Genomic DNA, 19,885 nt, shown 5'->3' on the forward strand with positions numbered 1-19,885 from the left:
ATGGTAGTAGGAGATTTCCCAATTGAATTAGATACAGTCGTTGTTGGTGCAGGTCCTGGTGGATACGTTGCGGCAATTCGTGCAGCACAATTAGGTCAAAAGGTAGCAATCATTGAAAAAGCTAACCTTGGTGGCGTATGCTTAAACGTTGGATGTATTCCTTCAAAAGCGTTAATCAATGCAGGTCATCGTTATGAGAATGCAATGCATTCTGATGACATGGGTATTACTGCAGAAAACGTAAAAGTTGACTTTACAAAAGTTCAAGAATGGAAAAACGGCGTAGTTAAGAAATTAACTGGCGGTGTTGAAGGCCTTCTTAAAGGTAACAAAGTTGAAATCATTCGCGGTGAAGCTTACTTCGTAGATGCTAATACATTACGCGTTATGACTGAAGATGCAGCTCAAACTTATACGTTTAAAAATGCTGTTCTTGCAACTGGTTCTACACCAATCGAAATTCCAGGATTCAAATACTCTAAACGTGTTATCAACTCTACAGGTGCTTTAAGCTTACCTGAAATTCCTAAAAAACTTGTTGTAATCGGCGGCGGTTACATCGGTATGGAATTAGGTACTGCATATGCTAACTTCGGTACAGAAGTTACTGTAGTAGAAGCTGGCGACGAAATCTTAGCTGGTTTCGAAAAAGCTATGAGCTCTGTTGTTAAACGTGCTCTACAGAAAAAAGGTAACGTAAATATCCATACAAAAGCTATGGCTAAAGGCGTTGAAGAAACAGAAACTGGCGTAAAAGTTAGCTTTGAAGTTAAAGGTGAAATCCAAACTGTAGAAGCAGATTACGTATTAGTAACTGTAGGTCGTCGTCCAAACACTCAAGAAATCGGTCTTGAGCAAGTTGGAGTTAAAATGACTGACCGCGGCATCATCGAAATCGATGAGCAATGTCGTACAAATGTACCAAACATCTATGCAATCGGTGATATCGTTCCTGGACCACCATTAGCTCACAAAGCTTCTTACGAAGGTAAAGTAGCTGTAGAAGCAATTAGTGGCCATGCATCAGCTATCGATTACATCGGAATTCCTGCAGTATGCTTCACTGATCCAGAATTAGCATCTGTTGGTTACACTAAAAAACAAGCTGAAGAAGCTGGAATGACTGTAACTGTATCTAAGTTCCCATTCGCTGCTAACGGTCGTGCATTATCATTAAACAGCACTGACGGTTTCTTACAACTTGTAACACGTAAAGAAGATGGTCTTCTTGTAGGTGCTCAAGTTGCAGGTGCAGGTGCTTCTGATATTATCTCTGAGATTGGTTTAGCTATCGAAGCTGGAATGACAGCTGAAGATATCGCTCAAACAATCCATGCTCACCCAACATTAGGTGAAATCACAATGGAAGCAGCTGAAGTTGCTCTTGGAATGCCAATTCACATTGTAAAATAATTTAAGTAATGTAAATAGCCCTTCTCTTATTGTAAGAGAGGGGCTATTTTTATCTTCATCAAATGACTTGCAAGGTCTTTAAACGTACTTGTCGAATGAATATATAATACTTTAACAAATGATTCCGGCTTAACTTACTTCAAAGGTAATATATATCATCCTATAATATGTAATTGATTCAAACGTACCCCCATATATTAATAAAATAGAGCATGTCAAAGGAGAAGGTTCCATGAAAATATTACATGTTATATTTTATCATTTACTACTATGGAGTGGCTTTTCCACTGTATTAACATTATCGAATGGTGATAAGTTTCATTATAAAGTTATTCTTTTTTTCGTATTTCTATATTTAGCCTATGTAATAGCATATTTTGTATTGCACGTAAGAAAGCAAGCTTTATTTCTTACATGTTCGAATTGTATATTATTTTTAATCATATTATCTATTTTTTAAATTAGCGTTTATAAAAATACATTGTTCTTCCATTAAATAATTGTAACTCTCCTTCTAATTTCTTCGCTAAAAAACGGCAAAATTCATTTGCTTTCCCTTTGTCACCAAATGTTGCATTAGGTGGTAAAGAAACTTGGATGAAAGATTGTTCATTTTCTATACCAACACCAATATAAATTGAGTCATACCGGTCGTGATTGGATTGAAGTTTTAATGTTGTTGTAGATGTATCTAAAATTTCATAAGGAAAAGCGGTATTTGTATACGTGTAATTAATTTGGGCACCAGTTTTAGAAGTAACTGTTTTATAATAATGAAAAAGTTGTTTTATATCATCTATTGAAACTGATTGTTGGTTGGATTTCGGTACAAGCGTAATAAAGGCGTGTTGCATATAAGTTCCCCCTAACTTAGTAGAATACTATCATTCTACATCCTACTGAATTTTTTGACAATTAAAAGGAGTATTACATGTTTTGTTTAATATACTATTAATGAAACGTGATGTAGAAAGGTGGAAACCAATGTTTGAAAAATTGTATGATGAGCATGAAAGTGTGAAGGTACGATTTTTAGGGTTTATGACACATGATACACGTTATGATTTTGGTGTTATTTATACAAATATGTTTTTTGGAAAGCCGCTCATTGTTTGTATGCAAACAGGAAGGTCTACTTTACTCGGACGAGATGATGTAGAGAATGTTCAATATATACAGGAGATTTTTAAATTAGGATCAGAAGAGGAAGCAAAGGAGTTAGCTCAGTTTTTCAAATTTCTAGTTCCGTCAACTTCTTTACATGCGGAATATGAAGAATAATTAATGTGAAACAGTCGTACTTATAAATATGGCTGTTTTTTATTTGAATATCGCATACTAATTTAAATTTAAAATATTTAATGTGTTATACTAAAAACCTATTGACGTAAAAAGTATAACATATTAAAATAAAGACAGAAAGTTAAGCGGTTACAAAAAAGTTTTTGGGATTATAAACTTAGGGGGAAATGAAAAATGGGAACAATCGTATGTCAAGATTGTGAAGGTACAATTGCACACTTCGAAGATGAGAAAGTAACGGTACTTTACGGGAAATGTGGATCTTGCGGATGTGATCACACAGAGCATACAAAAGCCCAATAATTGATAGGAAATGGACAGCTAAAAGTTTTTAGGACCATAAACTTAGGGGGAAATGAAAAATGGGAACAATCGTATGCCAAGTATGTGAAGGAACAATCGGACATTTTGAAGATGAGAAAACGACGGTACTTTACGGAAAATGCGGAACAAATTGTGACTGTGCTAGAAAAGATAATGCGAAAGCTTAATGATAAATAAATAGATTACTATTGAAACTCAGGGGGAAATGAAAATGGGAACAATCGTATGCCAAGTATGTGAAGGAACAATTGGACATTTTGAAGATGAAAAATCAACAGTACTATACGGGAAATGTGGATCTCATTGTGAATGTGACCATAAAGAACATACAAAAGCTTAATAATAAGAAAAAGCGCCTACATGTGTAGGCGCTTTTTTAATAAATTGTAGTTGTATGACCAACTGTTGCAACGATTGCATCGTCCCTAATCGGAATAAAGCTTATGGAGGTCTGTGGTGTACTAGAAGAAGCGTATTGGCTCATTATACGACTATCGATACGGGTAATAGTATCGGTCAAGAAAGCTGAAATAAAAGCGTAAGGGACTCGTCGTTCATTTAATGAATAAATAATTTCTTCTTTTGTTTTTACACCTACGCCATGCCCGTAAAAAAAGAAATTTCCTAAATAGATTGTATTTTCTCCTTGCCATTCAATCGTAGCTGGATTTACTTGTGGGTTTTTAAAGTAAACGAGGTCACCTGGAACAAGATCGCCACCGTTTTTTGTTATGAGCCTTAGATCTTGGTCGTAGTCCCATGTATAAAGTAAAAGGTTTGCAAATAGACGATTGAAAGTTTCTTCCTCATACAATGATAGTAAAGCTTTATAAAAAATAATGATCATAGCGGTTGCGCATTCAGTTCCATATAGTTTTCCGTTTTTGAAAATATCCTGTATGGCAATAGAAGGTGGTATGTTTGGAAGAAGCTCGAATCCTCCAAGAGACGTTCTTTTCCAATACTGGGGGTTGCAAAAGGATTGTTGAAATGTACGAAACTGAAATCCACTTTGAAAAAGCTCTAGTGCAGAGATAATAATATTAACTCGTAAATTGAGATCAAAGCTGAGTTCATCAGCTGTTCGGAAGGAATAAACTTCTTGATTTCCTGCCATTATTGATAAAATTTGTTGTTTCTCTGCTGCAAATGGCTCGTATTCATTTGTAATATAAGGATGTACAATAGAACGGCCTATTACAATCATAATAGTATCCCCACCTATACGTTACATTCTTAAGTATCGTATGAAGAAAAGGAAAAAAGGTGAAAAAAAAGCCTATCAACTGATAGGCTTGTACTCTTTAATAACACGTAATGTTTGTAATGTCATATCTTCAGGACCTTGTACAGGTAAACCTGCTTCTAAGTTTTTACGAATATACTCTAAGTTTTCTTGTGTAATAATTTCCCCCGGAGTAAAGATTGGAATCCCTGGCGGATAAACCATAACAAAATCAGCTATAATACGACCCGCTGCATTTTCAAATGGAATGACTTCTGTTTCCGAATAAAAAGCATCTCGAGGAGAAAGTGCTAGCACTGGAATTTCTGGAATCTCTACTTGTACTTGAACACCTTTATCTGCCCTATTTCTAAATGTTGCTGCTAAATCTTGTAATGCTGCAATAAGTGTATTTGTATCACTTTCTGTATCTCCCAAAGTGATAAGACATAGTATGTTGTATAGATCTGAGAGTTCTACTTCAATGTTATATTGCTCTCTAAGCCATACTTCAGCTTGGTGGCCGGTAATACCTAAATCTTTTACAGATACAATTATCTTTGTAGGATCATAGTTAAAGGTAGCATCTGTACCTAACATTTCTTTTCCAGGACAGTAAAGATGCTCAATAGAATTTATAGCATCACGAACATGCTCAGCTAATTGTATTGTTTGTTCTATGAGTGCTGTTCCTTCTGTAGCAAGACGTTTTCTCGCAACATCAAGGGATGCTAACAAGATGTAAGAAGTTGATGTGGTTGTAAGCATGCTAATAATAGATTGGACATGCTTTACATTCACTAAGCCTTCTTTCACATTAAGAATAGAACTTTGAGTTAAAGAGCCTCCTAATTTGTGAACACTTGTTGCTGCCATATCCGCACCAGCTTGCATCGCTGACATAGGTAATTCATCGTGAAAATGAATATGAACACCATGAGCTTCGTCGACTAGTACAGGGATGTCATAAGAATGTGCTAATTGTACAATCTGTTCTAAGTCTGCAGCAAACCCAAAGTACGTTGGGTTAATAACAAGTAAGCCCTTTGCATCTGAGTGCTCTTCAAGTGCTTTTTTGACAGATTGAATTGTGATTCCATGAGAAATACCGAGCTTCGGATCGATTTCAGGATGCATGAAAATCGGTTTTGCACCTGAGAAAATAATAGCTGACATTACTGATTTATGCACGTTTCGTGGTACTAGGATTTTGTCACCAGGACCGCAAACGCTCATCACCATTGTCATAATAGCGCCACTTGTACCTTGAATAGAAAAGAAAGTATGATCTGCACCGAATGCGGCTGCTGCTAAATCTTGTGCTTCTTTAATCATACCTTTTGGATGATGTAAATCATCGAGTGGCGCAATATTAATTAAATCAATTGCTAATGCATTATGCCCAATAAATTCGCGAAATGTAGGATCCATGCCCTGTCCTTTTTTATGACCAGGAATATGGAATTGAATTGGATTTCGCTTACTGTGCTCAACTAAAGCGGTAAACAATGGTGTTTCGTATTGGGACAATCTATACACCCCTTCTTCTTCATAATATTTAGTGTAATTTGTTTTATATAATCCTGCTCTAAAAAAGTGTAGCCCTTTTTAGAATAAGGCTTGTTTTTCTGCCATTCAAAAAATCGTTTTTGAGATGGTAGCTTCACTTTATTTTCTATAAAACAAAAGCATTATATCACCAATAATTATAGATGTATAGAAAAAAATCTTTTTAAGGTGAGTATGTTTAATAGTTAGCCTCAACTAATGAATAGAGGAAGACAATTCCATTAAAATGAATAAATAGTGTATAATGCAGAGTGGCTATAATGAAGAATAAAATATTCTCTTTAAGATAGCATAATGAAACAAGAAGAAATGATAAATGAGGTGCAAAATGGAATATCAATATCCGTTAGATTATGATTGGTCAAATGAGGAAATGGTTACAATGGTGAAGTTTTATGAAGCGATTGAGAAAGCTTATGAAAAAGGAATTATAAGAGAAGAGTTAATGGGTTTATATCGTCGTTTTAAAGAGATTGTTCCATCGAAAGCAGAAGAAAAGAAAATTGATAAAGAATTTCAAGAGGTAAGTGGATACTCTATATATCGTGCTATTCAAAGGGCAAAAGAAGTCGAAGAACAAAAGCTTGTAAAAATGTAAAAAATATTTTGAAAAATAAAAACTGAAGTGATATAATGTGATAACAACTAAAAACGGACAATATAAATTGTCCGTTTTCTACTATCGATTACAAAGTGCATATAAAGGAAGGAGTGATTGCATCGTAGATTCAATCTTAGCAAGGAATTGTTCGTTGGTCATTGCTGAAAACTCCTCTGGTGATATATGAATACCAACTAATAATTCTGCTTTTTTTACAGTAGCTAATCGTTCAATCATCTTTTGTAAGTCTTCGGTTTCAAGTGTTTTATGTAATTTCACACTTGGTTTAGTATGGTCAATGGACCAAACGAAGTCATTTGGAATATTTGTTTTTAAATCATTTAAATGTTCTAAGAAGGCATGAGCCGTCTCAACTTTTTGTGGACACTCATAGATTAAACCAAAGTATATGAAGGCATGAGTACCCCATAAGCCGATTTGGAAATGCGGTAGCATTTTATATCCTCGTTTATTTGTTGAAAAAGCAACCCAAGTATCGTTTGGTGGATTGACTTTGCGGCGTGCGTGTTTTGCAACATGATAAAAAAAGTTCTCATCAGTTTGTTTGGATAAGTATTCTGCAAATTGTTCCCCTAAAGCTTCTAGCTTAGGATGAATGTTCGTTTTAATTGCACTCATTCGTTCTTCGAGACCATCAACTGTAAAGACATCAAAATCAGTTGACTTGAATGTTTGTATTGTCATGATTGTTCCTCCAACTCCTATTTTGCTTTTATTTTAGCATAGCTTGTACTATTCATAAAAAAAACAGCACAAAAAAATTTAAATAAAAAAATATAATTTTGTTGCATAGATGATTTATCCAACATAGTATAGTATAAAACAAAAAATCAGAAAATTGAATTAATTCTAGTCCGAGGGCAGACGAATATTGGGAGGAGGCAAATAATATGAGACAGGTGATTAATGCGTTAAAGAGAACAGATGCTGAAAAGAGAATACCGGTGCTACGTTTGGAGCTAGATTATGAATTAGCAACTTTATATGATGCGATGATGGAAGATGATAACCAGAAAAAAGAAGAGTGTGTACAAAAGTTAGAAGTGTTAAGACTTGAAATGATTCGTTTAGAAGCGTAATAATAGTATATGTATAAAAAATTAGTTGGTGCGAACCTTATAAAGGGTTCGTTTTTTCTGTGAACAGTATAGATCGGAGTGTTTAAACATGCAAGAAGTATGGAAAGACATCGATGCACACGCCAAACGGTGGATTCGGGATGCAGGAGAGCATTTAATGGCATCAATGAAAAAAGCACTTATTATAGAAACAAAATCAAATGCAGCTGACTTAGTTACAAATATGGACCGAGAGATAGAACAGTTTTTAATTGGGAAAATTAAAGAAACATTCCCGAATCATAATATTTTAGGAGAAGAGGGTTATGGAGACGAGATAACGTCTTCTGACGGGGTTGTTTGGTTAATTGATCCAATTGACGGCACGATGAACTTTGTTCATCAAAAAAGAAATTTTGCGATTTCAATTGGGATTTATGAGAACGGTATCGGAAAGATTGGACTTATATATGATCCAGTGCATGATGAACTATATCATGCAGTCAAGGGATCTGGAGCTTTTTGTAATGATATATCAATTCCTCCATTGGAAAAAGGAACTGTAGAGCAAGGTATTGTAGCTTTAAATGCGATATGGCTTACAGATAATCCATTGCTTAATATGGAAAGTATGATGGCACTTGTTAAGAAAGCAAGGGGCACAAGGTCATATGGCTGTGCAGCATTAGAGATGGTATACGTTGCAACAGGAAGAATAGATGCATATGTAACGCCGAGATTATCACCATGGGATTTTGGCGGAGGGCAGATAATTGTAGAAGAAGTTGGAGGTAAGGTGACGACATTCTCTGGAGCGCCACTTTCTATCATAGAGAAGAGCAGTGTGTTAGTTGCAAAACCAGGAGTGTATGAAGAAGTGTTATCGTTTATATGAGAGCAACAAAAAAAGTAAGAGGCTGTGTATAAGCTTCTTACTTTTTAGCGTTATTGTGATTTGCGCATTTTTCTTTTTGTTACAAAACCGTATCCAACTGTAACAAATGTGCCGATAATGCAAATAATAATACCGATTGGACTATTTTCAGCAATCATAATGCCGATACCGATTAAGAAAATAACACCGATAATTGCAGTTAATAAAAAGCGATATTGAATGTGTTCCATTTCTTCACCCTCCAATCTCATTTTACTTTCACAAAAGTAAGAATACAACTATATTTTCATTCTTGCTTTTATTTTAATTGCTATTGTATCCCCTTCGCTCTTATAATAGAGAAGGATTAAAAAGACATTAGGAGTTGGACATGTTGAAAAAACGACAAGATTTACGTAATATAGCAATTATTGCCCACGTTGACCATGGTAAAACAACACTTGTTGACCAGTTATTACGTCAAGCGGGGACTTTCCGTGCGAACGAACACGTTGAAGAACGCGCAATGGATTCAAATGATCTAGAAAGAGAACGCGGTATTACAATTTTAGCGAAAAATACAGCGATTCACTATGAAGATAAAAGAATTAACATTTTAGATACACCTGGTCACGCTGACTTCGGTGGAGAAGTAGAACGTATCATGAAAATGGTCGATGGTGTTTTACTTGTTGTTGATGCATATGAAGGTTGTATGCCACAAACACGATTTGTTTTAAAGAAAGCTCTTGAGCAAAACTTAACTCCAATCGTAGTTGTAAACAAAATTGACCGTGACTTCGCTCGTCCAGATGAAGTAGTTGATGAAGTAATCGACTTATTCATTGAGCTTGGTGCAAACGAAGATCAATTAGAGTTCCCAGTTGTATTTGCATCAGCAATGAACGGAACAGCAAGCTTAGATTCAAATCCAGCAAATCAAGAAGAGAATATGAAATCATTATTCGATACAATTATCGAACATATTCCAGCACCAATTGATAACAGCGAAGAGCCACTTCAATTCCAAGTAGCACTTCTTGATTACAACGACTACGTTGGACGTATTGGAGTTGGTCGCGTATTCCGCGGTACAATGAAGGTTGGACAACAAGTTGCTTTAATGAAAGTAGACGGAAGCGTGAAGCAATTCCGCGTAACGAAATTATTCGGTTACATGGGATTAAAACGTCAAGAAATTGAAGAAGCAAAAGCAGGGGACTTAGTAGCCGTTTCTGGTATGGAAGACATTAACGTAGGTGAAACAGTATGTCCAGTTGAACATCAAGATGCGTTACCATTATTACGTATTGATGAGCCAACACTACAAATGACGTTCCTTGTAAATAACAGCCCATTTGCAGGTCGTGAAGGTAAATACATTACATCTCGTAAAATTGAAGAGCGTCTTCGTTCACAATTAGAAACAGATGTAAGTTTACGTGTAGATAATACAGATTCTCCTGATGCGTGGATCGTATCTGGACGTGGGGAACTACATTTATCTATCTTAATTGAAAACATGCGTCGTGAAGGTTATGAATTACAAGTATCTAAGCCAGAAGTAATCATTAAAGAAGTTGATGGCGTAAGATGTGAGCCTGTAGAGCGCGTACAAATCGATGTACCTGAAGAATACACTGGTTCTATTATGGAGTCTATGGGTGCACGTAAAGGTGAAATGTTAGATATGGTGAATAACGGAAACGGTCAAGTTCGCCTTACTTTCATGGTTCCAGCACGTGGTTTAATTGGTTACACAACAGAATTCTTAACATTAACTCGTGGTTACGGTATTTTAAACCATACATTCGATTGCTACCAACCAGTACACGCTGGACAAGTTGGTGGACGTCGCCAAGGTGTTCTAGTTTCACTTGAAACAGGAAAAGCATCGCAATACGGTATTATGCAAGTTGAAGACCGTGGTGTAATCTTCGTTGAACCAGGTACAGAAGTATATGCTGGTATGATTGTCGGAGAACACACTCGTGAGAACGACTTAACAGTTAACGTTGTGAAAATGAAACAACAAACTAACATTCGTTCTGCGACGAAAGATCAAACTTCAACAATGAAGAAACCACGCCTAATGACTTTAGAAGAATCATTAGAGTACTTAAACGATGACGAGTTCTGTGAAGTAACTCCAGAATCAATTCGTCTACGTAAAAAGATTCTTGATAAGAGTGAGCGCGAAAGAGCTGCTAAGAAAAAGAAATCTGTTGAAGCGTAAAAATAAAAAAACAACGCCCTTTATAAAGGGCGTTGTTTTTTTATTTTGTTTATTTTTTAGAATATTTACTTTTTTTGTGGACAGTATTTTTTTTGCGAGTTACTCTTGTATTAAGTGTATAAAGAAAATTGCATTTTACTGCTAGGGGGGGAAGAGTGTGTTAGAAAGGATGTCTTTTTTTGCAAAATTGTGTAAGGTAGATGAAAATCCAGAGTTAGGAATGTGGTTACTTTATGGGACGATTATTATATTAAGTGCTCTCGTTTATAATTTAGGGTTTGCTAGAAAGTTGTCTGTGCTAAAAAATATTGTGATATACATATCATTAGCAATTGGATGCACAGTATTAACCTTTTTTGCTGTGTTTTTACCTGTTGGAGAAGGACTTGTTGTAGCGGCAATTGTACTTGGAATTTATAGACTGCGTTTGCGTCAAGCGAAACAACAAAAAGCAGGATAAGAAAGGGGAGTTTTCATGCGTTCAGTACAAGATGCACTATATAATTGGTTAACAATTAAAACAGTTGCGGAAGCACGTCCAGATGATAGTGCTGCAAAAGAAACATATTTGTTATTTCAAAATATGGTATATGAAGAACATAAATTAAGAAATGTGGAAGTCGAAAAGAACGAGGAAATGTATTTAATTACATATGAAATAAATGGAGAACGGAAATCTGCAAGGTTTCCGTTAGAAGCCATTGATTGTTTTTTGGATCAGATGAATCGTGAACCAGAAAAATATAAATAAGTCCTTATCTATATGAGTAAGGACTTATTTACATTTTACCAATCATCTTCGATTTTTTTATCACGATATAATCGGAAATTACCACTTGCATGACGTTCCATTGTACGCTCTGCAATTCGTTCCGAACATTCCATGCACATATATGTATGAATAGGGCGATTACGCAGTTTTTTTGCCATAGGATTTTCATCATCTAACATATCTTTTTTATCACAAATCATACATTTGACTCTCATTTCGTCACCTCAATACGAATTCTATCAGTATAAGTATATCATGGAAGTATAATGTTTTTGAATAATAGTGGGAAAAAATAATATTTTCGCAATTCAAAAAATAAGTTATGATAAGGATATACCAAGTATATTTGGAGGTGAAAATATGGCGAATGTAGTAGAGCCTACCTTAACAGAGGATTTAGTACAAACGTTGCGTAAAGAGTGTATTGTTATGATAGCAACGACAGATTTCGAAAAACAAGTTCCTAACGTAAGTGCTATTTCTTGGGTGTATGCAGTGAGTGAAACTAGTATTCGATTTGCAGTAGATCAACGTTCACGTATTGTGGAAAATATACGTCATAATACAGGTGTGGTATTGACTATAATGGCGAATGAATCCGTATTTTCTATAAGTGGTGCAGGTGAAATTTTGACAGATAGAATGGAAGGTATTTCTCTAAAATTAACTGTAATAGAAGTAAAGGTGCAAGAAGTGCGTGATGTTATGTTTTATGGAGCGAAACTTGCAATTGAACCAACATATGAAAAAACATATGATCTTCGGGCAGCGAAAAAGCTGGATAACGAAGTGTTAGTAGGGATAAGAGAATTATAAAGATGCTAAATAAGAAATTCGTTTATTCACTTTTGTAGTCGGTTATTGTGATTTAACGTTAATAATTATAATAAAAAGTAATATATTGAATAGAAATGAATAAAGAATAAATAAAAGGTTTAATGACTATGATTTTCGATTCTACCTCGTTTACACGGTACATATAATTATAACAATGGTTCGTCCATATTTTATGGATGAAACCCTTGTTCTACAAATTTAAAAGTGGAGTCAGGGGGTAACAGGTTGGATAAAATTTATGTGTTAGATACGAATGTACTTTTGCAGGATCCTTTATCTATTTTTTCATTTGAAACCAATGAAGTAGTGATTCCAGCAGTTGTATTAGAAGAGGTTGATTCGAAAAAACGTTATATGGATGAAGTAGGAAGAAACGCTCGTTATGTATCTAAGTTAATAGATAAATTTCGTGAAATAGGAAAGCTGCATGAAAGTATCCCGCTAGAAAACGGCGGAACATTTCGTATTGAATTGAACCATCGTTCATTTGTGCAACTACAAGATATTTTTGTAGAAAAAACAAATGATAATCGAATTTTAGCTGTAGCAAAAAATCTATCTTTAGAAGAACAGGAAAAAGAGGACGGGAAGTCTGTTATTTTAGTAAGTAAAGATGTACTCGTAAGGGTAAAAGCTGATGCAATTGGTTTGAAGGCTGAAGATTATTTAAGTGATCGCGTAATTGAAGTAGAAAATATATATTCTGGTTTTTTAGAAGGATATATATCAAAAGAACAATTGGATTATTTTTATGAGAAAGGTGAATTGCCTCTATCTGAAATTGCGAATCATCCTTTTTACCCAAATCAATTTGTAGTAATGAAAGATGCATTAGGGGGCTCTAGTTCTGCGCTTGGCATTGTGGATCACTTAGGGAAGAAGGTAAAGAAACTTATTTTTCACAATGAACAAGTGTGGGGGATACGACCAAGAAACGTGCAGCAAATTATGGGATTAGAATTGTTGCTTCGTGAAGATATTCCGCTTGTAACGTTAACGGGGAAAGCCGGCACAGGAAAAACGTTACTTGCGTTAGCTTCGGGACTTATGCAAACAGAAGACTTAGGGTTATATAAAAAATTACTTGTGGCAAGACCAATTGTTCCAGTCGGAAAAGATATCGGTTATTTACCAGGAGAAAAAGAAGAAAAATTAAGACCATGGATGCAGCCAATTTTTGATAACCTAGAGTATTTATTTAATACGAAAAAGCCAGGAGAGTTAGATGCTATTTTAGCTGGAATGGGTTCGATTGAAGTAGAAGCCCTTACTTATATACGCGGGAGAAGTATTCCAGATCAGTTCATTATCATTGACGAAGCACAAAATTTAACAAAGCATGAAGTGAAGACGATATTAACTAGGGTAGGGGAAAAGAGTAAGATTGTATTGATGGGAGATCCTCAGCAAATTGATCACCCATATTTAGATGAATATAATAATGGCTTAACGTATGTTGTAGAGAAGTTTAAAGAACAGCGTATTAGTGGTCATGTGAAGTTTGTTAAAGGGGAGCGATCTAATTTAGCTCAACTAGCAGCAGATTTATTGTAAAAAGGAGTGAGCTTAAGCTCACTCCTTTTCTTTAAATAATTGTAAATTTACGGATGTTACGGATTGGATTTTGTTGATTAGATCCATCGTTGAAATAGAGATGAACAGGCCCGTCTTCTTTTAATGGTTTTCCTTCTTTTGAAAAGCCTAGTATAGCATTTTTGACAGTTTCTAATGGAAGTGTCATTGTATGATCTACCGTTTCAATTTCAACTTGCGTAGCGTCCTCTAAAATTTCAGCGTTAGCAAGGAATGGATGAAATGGTATACCAAATGTTCCAGTAATCAGCTGTTCTTTTTTATATTTCTTCACACTTTGTTGTATTGGAGGAAAAGCGGCACCATCACGGATTTCGCGATCCCAATGTTCTGAAGTGTTTTTTAAATAAGTTTCTAGTTCAGACGTGTTTTCTCTAGTTTCATCAAAGTAAGTTGTCAAATCTACTTTTCGATCATCAAAGATCCAAACAGTTGGATCAATAGTGATTGGAAAACGTACTTTTCCGTTAATAAATAAAATTTCGCTCATTGTTGTTCCCCCATTTGTGTTATACTCCCACTTTTCAGTATAATAGTATTAGACACTGTTGTCACAAAAAATGTTTCTATTGCAATTTATTAAAACTATCGCTAATATTAATAGATAGGATAGAGGAGAGTAGGACGGAAACGGAGGGAATCAATTTGGCGTCTGAGACAGTAGCAAATCATCAGGAAAAGGCACTAGCCCTTCTACAAGCGGATGCAGAGAAGATTTTAAGACTTATTAAGGTGCAAATGGACCATCTTACAATGCCGCAATGTCCATTATATGAAGAAGTGTTAGACACACAAATGTTTGGACTATCCCGCGAGGTCGATTTTGCAGTTCGCCTTGGTCTTATTGCAGAAGAACAAGGGAAAGCAATGTTAGGTGAGCTCGAACGTGAGTTATCTGCACTTCATGAAGCATTTACAAACAAACAACAATAACGGGTTCAAATAAGGGGGCTCAAACTAAATTAGTTTGAGCTTTTTATTTGTATAATAAAGCAGGAAGAATCAATGTACATATGGAATACAACAATAATTAAATTGAAACAGAAAGAGGAAATGAAATGAAAAAAGTATGGAAATCAATGGATTATTCATTGTTACTTCCTCTTGTTATCTTATGTGTGCTGGGAGTAATAATGGTATATAGTTCTAGTTCCATTGTTGCGATTTCGCGATTTGATAAACCAGCAAATTTCTTTTTTAAAAGACAATTAATTACTTTAGTTGTTGGGACAATAGTATTAATAATTATTGCTACTATCCCATATAAAGTTTGGAGAAAACGAATTTTTTTGTTGGGGAGTTACGGTGCTAGTGTTGCTTTATTAGCTGCAGCTGCCTTTTTCACTAAGTCAGTAAACGGTGCAAACGGATGGATATTTGGAATACAGCCTGCGGAATTTGTAAAGATAACGGTTATACTCATATTAGCTCATTTTTTTGCGAAAAGACAAGAAACGAATACACCTGTTTTCAAAGGGTCAGGTCCAGTACTCATTGGTGTTGGTATAATCATGTTTTTAATATTAAAGCAAAATGATTTAGGTACTGATTTGTTAATTGCAGGAACAGTAGGAATTATGTTCCTTTGTTCGGGAGTACAGGTTAACTTATGGATTAAACGAATTGCTTTAACTTCTATAGTATGGATTCCGGCACTATATCTTCTTGGCAATTATGCATTAAATCCATATCAAAAGGCACGTTTTTCTGTTTTCCTTGATCCGTTTAATGATCCTCAAAAGGATGGATTCCAATTGGTGAATTCATTTATTGGAATTGCTTCTGGAGGGCTTAATGGTAGGGGATTAGGAAATAGTGTGCAAAAGTATGGTTATTTACCAGAACCACAAACGGATTTTATTATGGCAATTATATCGGAAGAACTTGGTTTTATAGGCGTAGCAATCATTTTGATTTGTTTATTGCTTATAATTATTCGATCATTTAGAGTCGCACAAAAGTGTACAGATCCATTTGGAAGTTTAATAGCTATCGGAATTGCAAGCTTGTTTGGAGTTCAAACGTTTATTAATGTTGGTGGTATGTCTGGAGTAATACCACTTACCGGAGTACCATTACCGTTTGTCAGTTACGGTGGTAGTTCTTTATTAGCTAATCTACTTGCGATGGGGATACTACTCAATATTGCTAGTCACGTGAAACGACAAGAGAAACAACAGAATGGATTAATGAAAGAAAAAGAACAAAATGGACCACATCTTGTAGTTGTAAAATAAAAACACATTGTGCTTTAGAGCATGATGTGTTTTTATTTTTAAGTAGTTTTAAATGTGATGTATTAATGTATCTTCCGGTTAAACAATATATCACATTTAGTTTAATGTGATATACAATTAAGTTGTTAGAAAAGGAAGAGGTATGCTATACTATTTTTGTGAAACAAATTGCACAGAAAACTTATCATTTGTTAAAAAATAAGGTATGATGGATAAAAATAAAGTGAAGCTTTCTAAGTATAATATAATGTGGAAAGTGAAGAACTTCACGCTTTTTAAGGTGTGTATATATTTTATCTCTAGAGTGGTAGGAAAGTAGAGGGGGAAAATCATGACAAAGCTGCAACGTATTCAAAAAGTATTGGTAGCTAACCGTGGAGAGATTGCAATTCGTGTGTTTCGAGCTTGTTCGGAACTTGGATTAAAAACAGTTGCAATCTATTCTAAAGAGGATAGTGGTTCTTATCATCGCTATAAAGCCGATGAGTCCTATTTAGTTGGGGAAGGAAAAAAACCAATTGATGCTTATCTAGATATTGAAGGCATTATTGAGATTGCAAAAAGTAATCATGTAGATGCAATCCACCCTGGATATGGTTTCTTGTCAGAAAATATTCAATTCGCTAAACGTTGTGAAGAAGAAGGAATTATCTTTATCGGTCCGAAAAGTAAGCATTTAGATATGTTTGGAGATAAAGTGAAAGCAAGAACACAAGCGCAGCTAGCACAAATTCCAGTTATACCTGGTAGTGATGGTCCAGTAAATTCATTAGAAGAAGTCGAAAAATTTGCTGAAAAGTATGATTACCCGATTATTATTAAAGCATCCCTTGGGGGTGGCGGTCGTGGTATGCGTATTGTGCGTACTAGTGAGGAATTAGGAGAATCATATAATCGAGCGAAATCAGAAGCGAAAGCAGCCTTTGGTAATGATGAAGTTTACGTCGAAAAATTCGTTGAAAAACCTAAACATATAGAAGTACAAATTTTAGCAGATGAAGAAGGCAATGTTGTTCATTTATACGAGCGTGACTGTTCTGTACAACGTCGTCATCAAAAAGTTGTAGAAATTGCACCGAGTGTATCACTTTCAGATGATCTGCGTCAGCGTATTTGTGATGCTGCTGTGAAGTTAACGAAAAATGTAAATTATTTAAATGCAGGAACAGTAGAATTCCTTGTAAAAGATGATGAGTTTTACTTTATTGAAGTAAATCCACGTGTTCAAGTAGAACATACGATTACAGAAATGATTACGGGAGTAGATATTGTTCAATCACAAATTTTAATAGCTGATGGACATTCATTACATAGCAAAATGGTAGGTGTTCCGAAGCAAGAGGAAGTAGTTGTACATGGATTTGCAATTCAATCTCGTGTAACAACTGAAGATCCGCTAAATAATTTTATGCCGGATACAGGAAAAATTATGGCGTATCGATCAGGCGGTGGTTTTGGTGTACGTCTTGATACAGGAAATAGCTTCCAAGGTGCAGTTATTACACCGTACTACGATTCTTTACTTGTAAAAGTTACAACTTGGGCACTTACTTTTGAGCAAGCTGCTGCAAAAATGGAACGTAACTTAAAAGAATTCCGTATTCGTGGTATTAAAACAAATATTCCATTCCTAGAGAATGTAGTAAAACATAAAAACTTCTTATCAGGAGAATATGATACTTCATTTATCGATGCGTCACCTGAATTGTTCTTGTTCCCGAAACGTAAAGACCGTGGAACGAAAATGTTAAATTACATTGGTACAGTAACAGTAAATGGTTTCCCAGGAGTAGGTAAAAAAGAAAAACCAATATTCCCAGATGCTCGTATTCCATGTTTAAAACATTCAGAGCCAATCCAAAATGGAACGAAACAAATTTTGGACGAGCGTGGAGCGGACGGATTAGTAAAATGGGTACAGGATCAAAAACGTGTACTTTTAACGGATACAACATTCCGTGATGCACACCAGTCATTACTTGCAACTCGTATTCGTACAAAAGATTTACATCAAATTGCGGAGCCAACAGCGAGAATGTTACCGAACCTATTCTCAGCGGAAATGTGGGGCGGTGCAACGTTTGATGTTGCGTATCGTTTCTTAAAAGAAGATCCATGGGAACGATTACTAGATCTTCGTGAAAAAATGCCGAACGTTTTATTCCAAATGTTACTTCGTTCTTCAAACGCAGTTGGATACAAAAACTATCCAGATAATTTAATTCAAAAATTTGTGGAATGTTCTGCTCAAGCAGGCATTGATGTATTCCGTATTTTTGATAGCTTAAACTGGGTGGAAGGCATGAGAGTTGCAATTGACGCTGTACGAGACACTGGTAAAATTGCAGAAGCAACAATGTGCTACACAGGGGATATCCATGATCCACTGCGTAGTAAATATGATTTAAATTACTATAAAAATTTAGCAAAAGAGTTAGAAGCATCAGGAGCTCACATTTTAGGTATTAAAGATATGGCGGGCTTATTAAAACCAAATGCAGCATATGATTTAGTTTCTGCATTAAAAGAGACAGTGTCGATTCCGATTCACCTGCATACGCACGATACGAGTGGAAATGGTATATTAACGTATACGAAGGCAATTGAAGCGGGTGTTGATATCGTCGATGTAGCAGTGAGTTCTATGGCTGGTCAAACGTCACAACCAAGTGCGAACACGCTATACTATGCATTAGGTGGAAACGAAAGACAACCAGATGTTAATATAGATTCTTTAGAAAAACTATCTCATTATTGGGAAGATGTACGCAAATACTATGCACCGTTTGAAAGTGGTATGAATGCGCCTCATACAGAGGTATATATGCATGAAATGCCGGGTGGGCAGTATAGTAATCTTCAGCAACAAGCGAAGGCGGTTGGTTTAGGAGATCGCTTCGATGAAGTGAAAGTAATGTACCGCCGTGTGAATGACATGTTTGGAGATATTGTAAAAGTAACGCCATCATCAAAAGTTGTTGGTGATATGGCATTATTTATGGTTCAAAACCATCTGACAGAACAAGATGTTTTAGAGCGTGGACATGCTATGGACTTCCCAGGATCTGTTGTTGAAATGTTCTCTGGTGATTTAGGTCAACCGTACGGTGGTTTCCCGAAAGAATTACAAAAGATTATTTTAAAAGGGAAAGAGCCATTAACAGTAAGACCAGGTGAATTACTAGAGCCAGTAGATTTCGAAGCGTTAAAAGAAGAATTATTCCATAAACTTGGACGCGAAGTAACGATTTTTGATGTAGTTGCATATGCTTTATATCCAAAAGTATTTATGGATTATGAAAAAGTTGCTGAGCTTTATGGAAATGTATCTGTACTTGATACACCGACGTTCTTCTATGGTATGAGACTAGGTGAAGAAATTGATGTAGAAATTGAACAGGGTAAAACATTGATGGTTAAACTAGTATCAATTGGAGAACCTCAGCCGGATGGAAATCGTGTCCTTTACTTGGAATTTAACGGTCAACCACGTGAAATTATCGTGAAAGACGAGAGTGTAAAAGCAACAGTTGCACAACGTGTGAAAGGAAACCGTGAGAATCCAAATCATATTAGTGCAACGATGCCAGGAACGGTAATTAAAGTAGTTGTAAAAGAAGGCGATGAAGTGAAAAAAGGCGATTCTATGGCAATTACAGAAGCGATGAAAATGGAAACGACAGTTCAAGCGCCGTTCAATGGTAAAGTGAAGAAAGTATATGTTAACGATGGTGATGCGATTCAAACGGGTGATTTACTTATTGAATTAGATCACTAAAATAAAAAAAGAGCTGTGTAAAATACAGCTCTTTTTTTATTGCAA

Annotated in this window: 24 protein-coding genes; 17 read left to right on the plus strand and 7 right to left on the minus strand. The window is 35.5% G+C overall.

The genetic code is table 11. The features are described from left to right. Both lpdA and ACTFSL_RS22020 read left to right on the plus strand, forming a co-directional pair. Positions 1-1,413, plus strand: coding sequence for a dihydrolipoyl dehydrogenase (gene lpdA / locus ACTFSL_RS22015; protein WP_000260104.1), 1,413 nt, complete (start codon positions 1-3; stop codon positions 1,411-1,413). A 232-nt stretch (positions 1,414-1,645) separates the two neighbouring features. Then, a complete protein-coding gene (locus tag ACTFSL_RS22020; RefSeq protein WP_000697469.1) occupies positions 1,646-1,873 on the plus strand; it encodes a hypothetical protein in 228 nt (75 codons plus the stop codon). 1 nt (position 1,874) lies between these two features. Here the strand turns inward: ACTFSL_RS22020 and ACTFSL_RS22025 are convergent, their stop codons facing one another. Next, positions 1,875-2,267 carry a DUF1885 family protein gene (locus ACTFSL_RS22025; protein ID WP_001163299.1) on the minus strand — a complete coding sequence of 131 codons (393 nt, stop codon included), beginning with the start codon at positions 2,265-2,267 and terminating at the stop codon, positions 1,875-1,877. 130 nt (positions 2,268-2,397) lie between these two features. Between ACTFSL_RS22025 and ACTFSL_RS22030 the strand changes: the two genes are divergently transcribed. The 4 genes from ACTFSL_RS22030 (at position 2,398) to ACTFSL_RS22045 (ending at position 3,379) form a co-directional block, all read left to right on the plus strand. Then, positions 2,398-2,694 (plus strand): DUF3055 domain-containing protein, encoded by a 297-nt coding sequence (locus tag ACTFSL_RS22030; RefSeq protein WP_000462038.1) that lies wholly within the window; start codon positions 2,398-2,400, stop codon positions 2,692-2,694. 195 nt (positions 2,695-2,889) lie between these two features. Further along, on the plus strand, positions 2,890-3,018 hold the full coding sequence (locus tag ACTFSL_RS22035) for a GapA-binding peptide SR1P (protein WP_000536778.1): 129 nt from the start codon (positions 2,890-2,892) through the stop codon (positions 3,016-3,018). Between the two features lie 59 nt (positions 3,019-3,077). Then, on the plus strand, positions 3,078-3,206 hold the full coding sequence (locus ACTFSL_RS22040; protein WP_000536803.1) for a GapA-binding peptide SR1P: 129 nt from the start codon (positions 3,078-3,080) through the stop codon (positions 3,204-3,206). 44 nt (positions 3,207-3,250) lie between these two features. Continuing rightward, positions 3,251-3,379: a GapA-binding peptide SR1P gene (locus ACTFSL_RS22045; protein WP_000536796.1), complete on the plus strand. Its 129-nt coding sequence runs from the start codon at positions 3,251-3,253 to the stop codon at positions 3,377-3,379. 36 nt (positions 3,380-3,415) lie between these two features. Here ACTFSL_RS22045 and ACTFSL_RS22050 read toward each other — a convergent pair whose 3' ends face one another. Both ACTFSL_RS22050 and speA read right to left on the minus strand, forming a co-directional pair. Continuing rightward, positions 3,416-4,246, minus strand: coding sequence for a protein-glutamine gamma-glutamyltransferase (locus ACTFSL_RS22050; protein ID WP_000635337.1), 831 nt, complete (start codon positions 4,244-4,246; stop codon positions 3,416-3,418). A 75-nt stretch (positions 4,247-4,321) separates the two neighbouring features. Beyond that, positions 4,322-5,794 carry an arginine decarboxylase gene (gene speA, locus ACTFSL_RS22055; protein ID WP_000084899.1) on the minus strand — a complete coding sequence of 491 codons (1,473 nt, stop codon included), beginning with the start codon at positions 5,792-5,794 and terminating at the stop codon, positions 4,322-4,324. A gap of 367 nt (positions 5,795-6,161) precedes the next feature. On the opposite strand from speA, the gene ACTFSL_RS22060 reads away from it, so the two are divergent. Further along, positions 6,162-6,431, plus strand: coding sequence for a UPF0223 family protein (locus tag ACTFSL_RS22060; RefSeq protein ID WP_000456562.1), 270 nt, complete (start codon positions 6,162-6,164; stop codon positions 6,429-6,431). A gap of 81 nt (positions 6,432-6,512) precedes the next feature. Here ACTFSL_RS22060 and ACTFSL_RS22065 read toward each other — a convergent pair whose 3' ends face one another. Continuing rightward, positions 6,513-7,139, minus strand: coding sequence for a YktB family protein (locus ACTFSL_RS22065; protein WP_000155317.1), 627 nt, complete (start codon positions 7,137-7,139; stop codon positions 6,513-6,515). A 206-nt stretch (positions 7,140-7,345) separates the two neighbouring features. Between ACTFSL_RS22065 and ACTFSL_RS22070 the strand changes: the two genes are divergently transcribed. Beyond that, positions 7,346-7,534 (plus strand): hypothetical protein, encoded by a 189-nt coding sequence (locus ACTFSL_RS22070; RefSeq protein WP_001250165.1) that lies wholly within the window; start codon positions 7,346-7,348, stop codon positions 7,532-7,534. Positions 7,535-7,622: 88 nt separating this feature from the next. After that, entirely contained in the window at positions 7,623-8,408 is a 786-nt protein-coding gene (locus tag ACTFSL_RS22075) for an inositol monophosphatase family protein (protein ID WP_001158701.1), read from the plus strand. Positions 8,409-8,458: 50 nt separating this feature from the next. Here ACTFSL_RS22075 and ACTFSL_RS22080 read toward each other — a convergent pair whose 3' ends face one another. Further along, positions 8,459-8,638, minus strand: coding sequence for a DUF5325 family protein (locus tag ACTFSL_RS22080; RefSeq protein WP_000400127.1), 180 nt, complete (start codon positions 8,636-8,638; stop codon positions 8,459-8,461). Between the two features lie 140 nt (positions 8,639-8,778). On the opposite strand from ACTFSL_RS22080, the gene typA reads away from it, so the two are divergent. From typA to ACTFSL_RS22095, 3 genes are all read left to right on the plus strand, one after another. Then, positions 8,779-10,623 carry a translational GTPase TypA gene (typA, locus tag ACTFSL_RS22085; protein WP_000914762.1) on the plus strand — a complete coding sequence of 615 codons (1,845 nt, stop codon included), beginning with the start codon at positions 8,779-8,781 and terminating at the stop codon, positions 10,621-10,623. A 157-nt stretch (positions 10,624-10,780) separates the two neighbouring features. Next, complete coding sequence (locus tag ACTFSL_RS22090) at positions 10,781-11,083, plus strand: YlaH-like family protein (RefSeq protein ID WP_000893662.1); 303 nt, start codon at positions 10,781-10,783, stop codon at positions 11,081-11,083. A gap of 15 nt (positions 11,084-11,098) precedes the next feature. After that, positions 11,099-11,374, plus strand: coding sequence for a hypothetical protein (locus tag ACTFSL_RS22095; RefSeq protein ID WP_001258151.1), 276 nt, complete (start codon positions 11,099-11,101; stop codon positions 11,372-11,374). Between the two features lie 35 nt (positions 11,375-11,409). Here ACTFSL_RS22095 and ACTFSL_RS22100 read toward each other — a convergent pair whose 3' ends face one another. Then, the gene (locus ACTFSL_RS22100) at positions 11,410-11,610 is read right to left on the minus strand and encodes a YlaI family protein (RefSeq protein ID WP_002082250.1); all 201 of its coding nucleotides are present in this window, start codon (positions 11,608-11,610) and stop codon (positions 11,410-11,412) included. Between the two features lie 145 nt (positions 11,611-11,755). On the opposite strand from ACTFSL_RS22100, the gene ACTFSL_RS22105 reads away from it, so the two are divergent. Both ACTFSL_RS22105 and ACTFSL_RS22110 read left to right on the plus strand, forming a co-directional pair. Beyond that, positions 11,756-12,211, plus strand: a complete 456-nt coding sequence (locus ACTFSL_RS22105) for a pyridoxamine 5'-phosphate oxidase family protein (RefSeq protein WP_000024593.1) — start codon at positions 11,756-11,758, stop codon at positions 12,209-12,211. Between the two features lie 246 nt (positions 12,212-12,457). Continuing rightward, positions 12,458-13,786, plus strand: coding sequence for a PhoH family protein (locus ACTFSL_RS22110; RefSeq protein ID WP_000358083.1), 1,329 nt, complete (start codon positions 12,458-12,460; stop codon positions 13,784-13,786). 31 nt (positions 13,787-13,817) lie between these two features. On the opposite strand, the gene ACTFSL_RS22115 is transcribed toward ACTFSL_RS22110, so the two are convergent. Further along, positions 13,818-14,315, minus strand: coding sequence for a hypothetical protein (locus tag ACTFSL_RS22115; protein ID WP_001289809.1), 498 nt, complete (start codon positions 14,313-14,315; stop codon positions 13,818-13,820). A 155-nt stretch (positions 14,316-14,470) separates the two neighbouring features. Here ACTFSL_RS22115 and ACTFSL_RS22120 point away from each other — a divergent pair, with 155 nt between their 5' ends. From ACTFSL_RS22120 to pyc, 3 genes are all read left to right on the plus strand, one after another. Then, entirely contained in the window at positions 14,471-14,758 is a 288-nt protein-coding gene (locus ACTFSL_RS22120; RefSeq protein WP_000135694.1) for a YlaN family protein, read from the plus strand. Positions 14,759-14,883: 125 nt separating this feature from the next. Continuing rightward, the gene (locus ACTFSL_RS22125; RefSeq protein ID WP_000758402.1) at positions 14,884-16,062 is read left to right on the plus strand and encodes an FtsW/RodA/SpoVE family cell cycle protein; all 1,179 of its coding nucleotides are present in this window, start codon (positions 14,884-14,886) and stop codon (positions 16,060-16,062) included. A gap of 331 nt (positions 16,063-16,393) precedes the next feature. Then, entirely contained in the window at positions 16,394-19,840 is a 3,447-nt protein-coding gene (pyc, locus tag ACTFSL_RS22130; RefSeq protein ID WP_000164087.1) for a pyruvate carboxylase, read from the plus strand. Positions 19,841-19,885: the final 45 nt, after the last annotated feature.

The sequence above is a fragment of the Bacillus cereus group sp. MYBK108-1 genome (genome assembly GCF_051917185.1).
In the GTDB taxonomy this organism is placed as follows: Bacteria; Bacillota; Bacilli; order Bacillales; family Bacillaceae_G; genus Bacillus_A; species Bacillus_A cereus.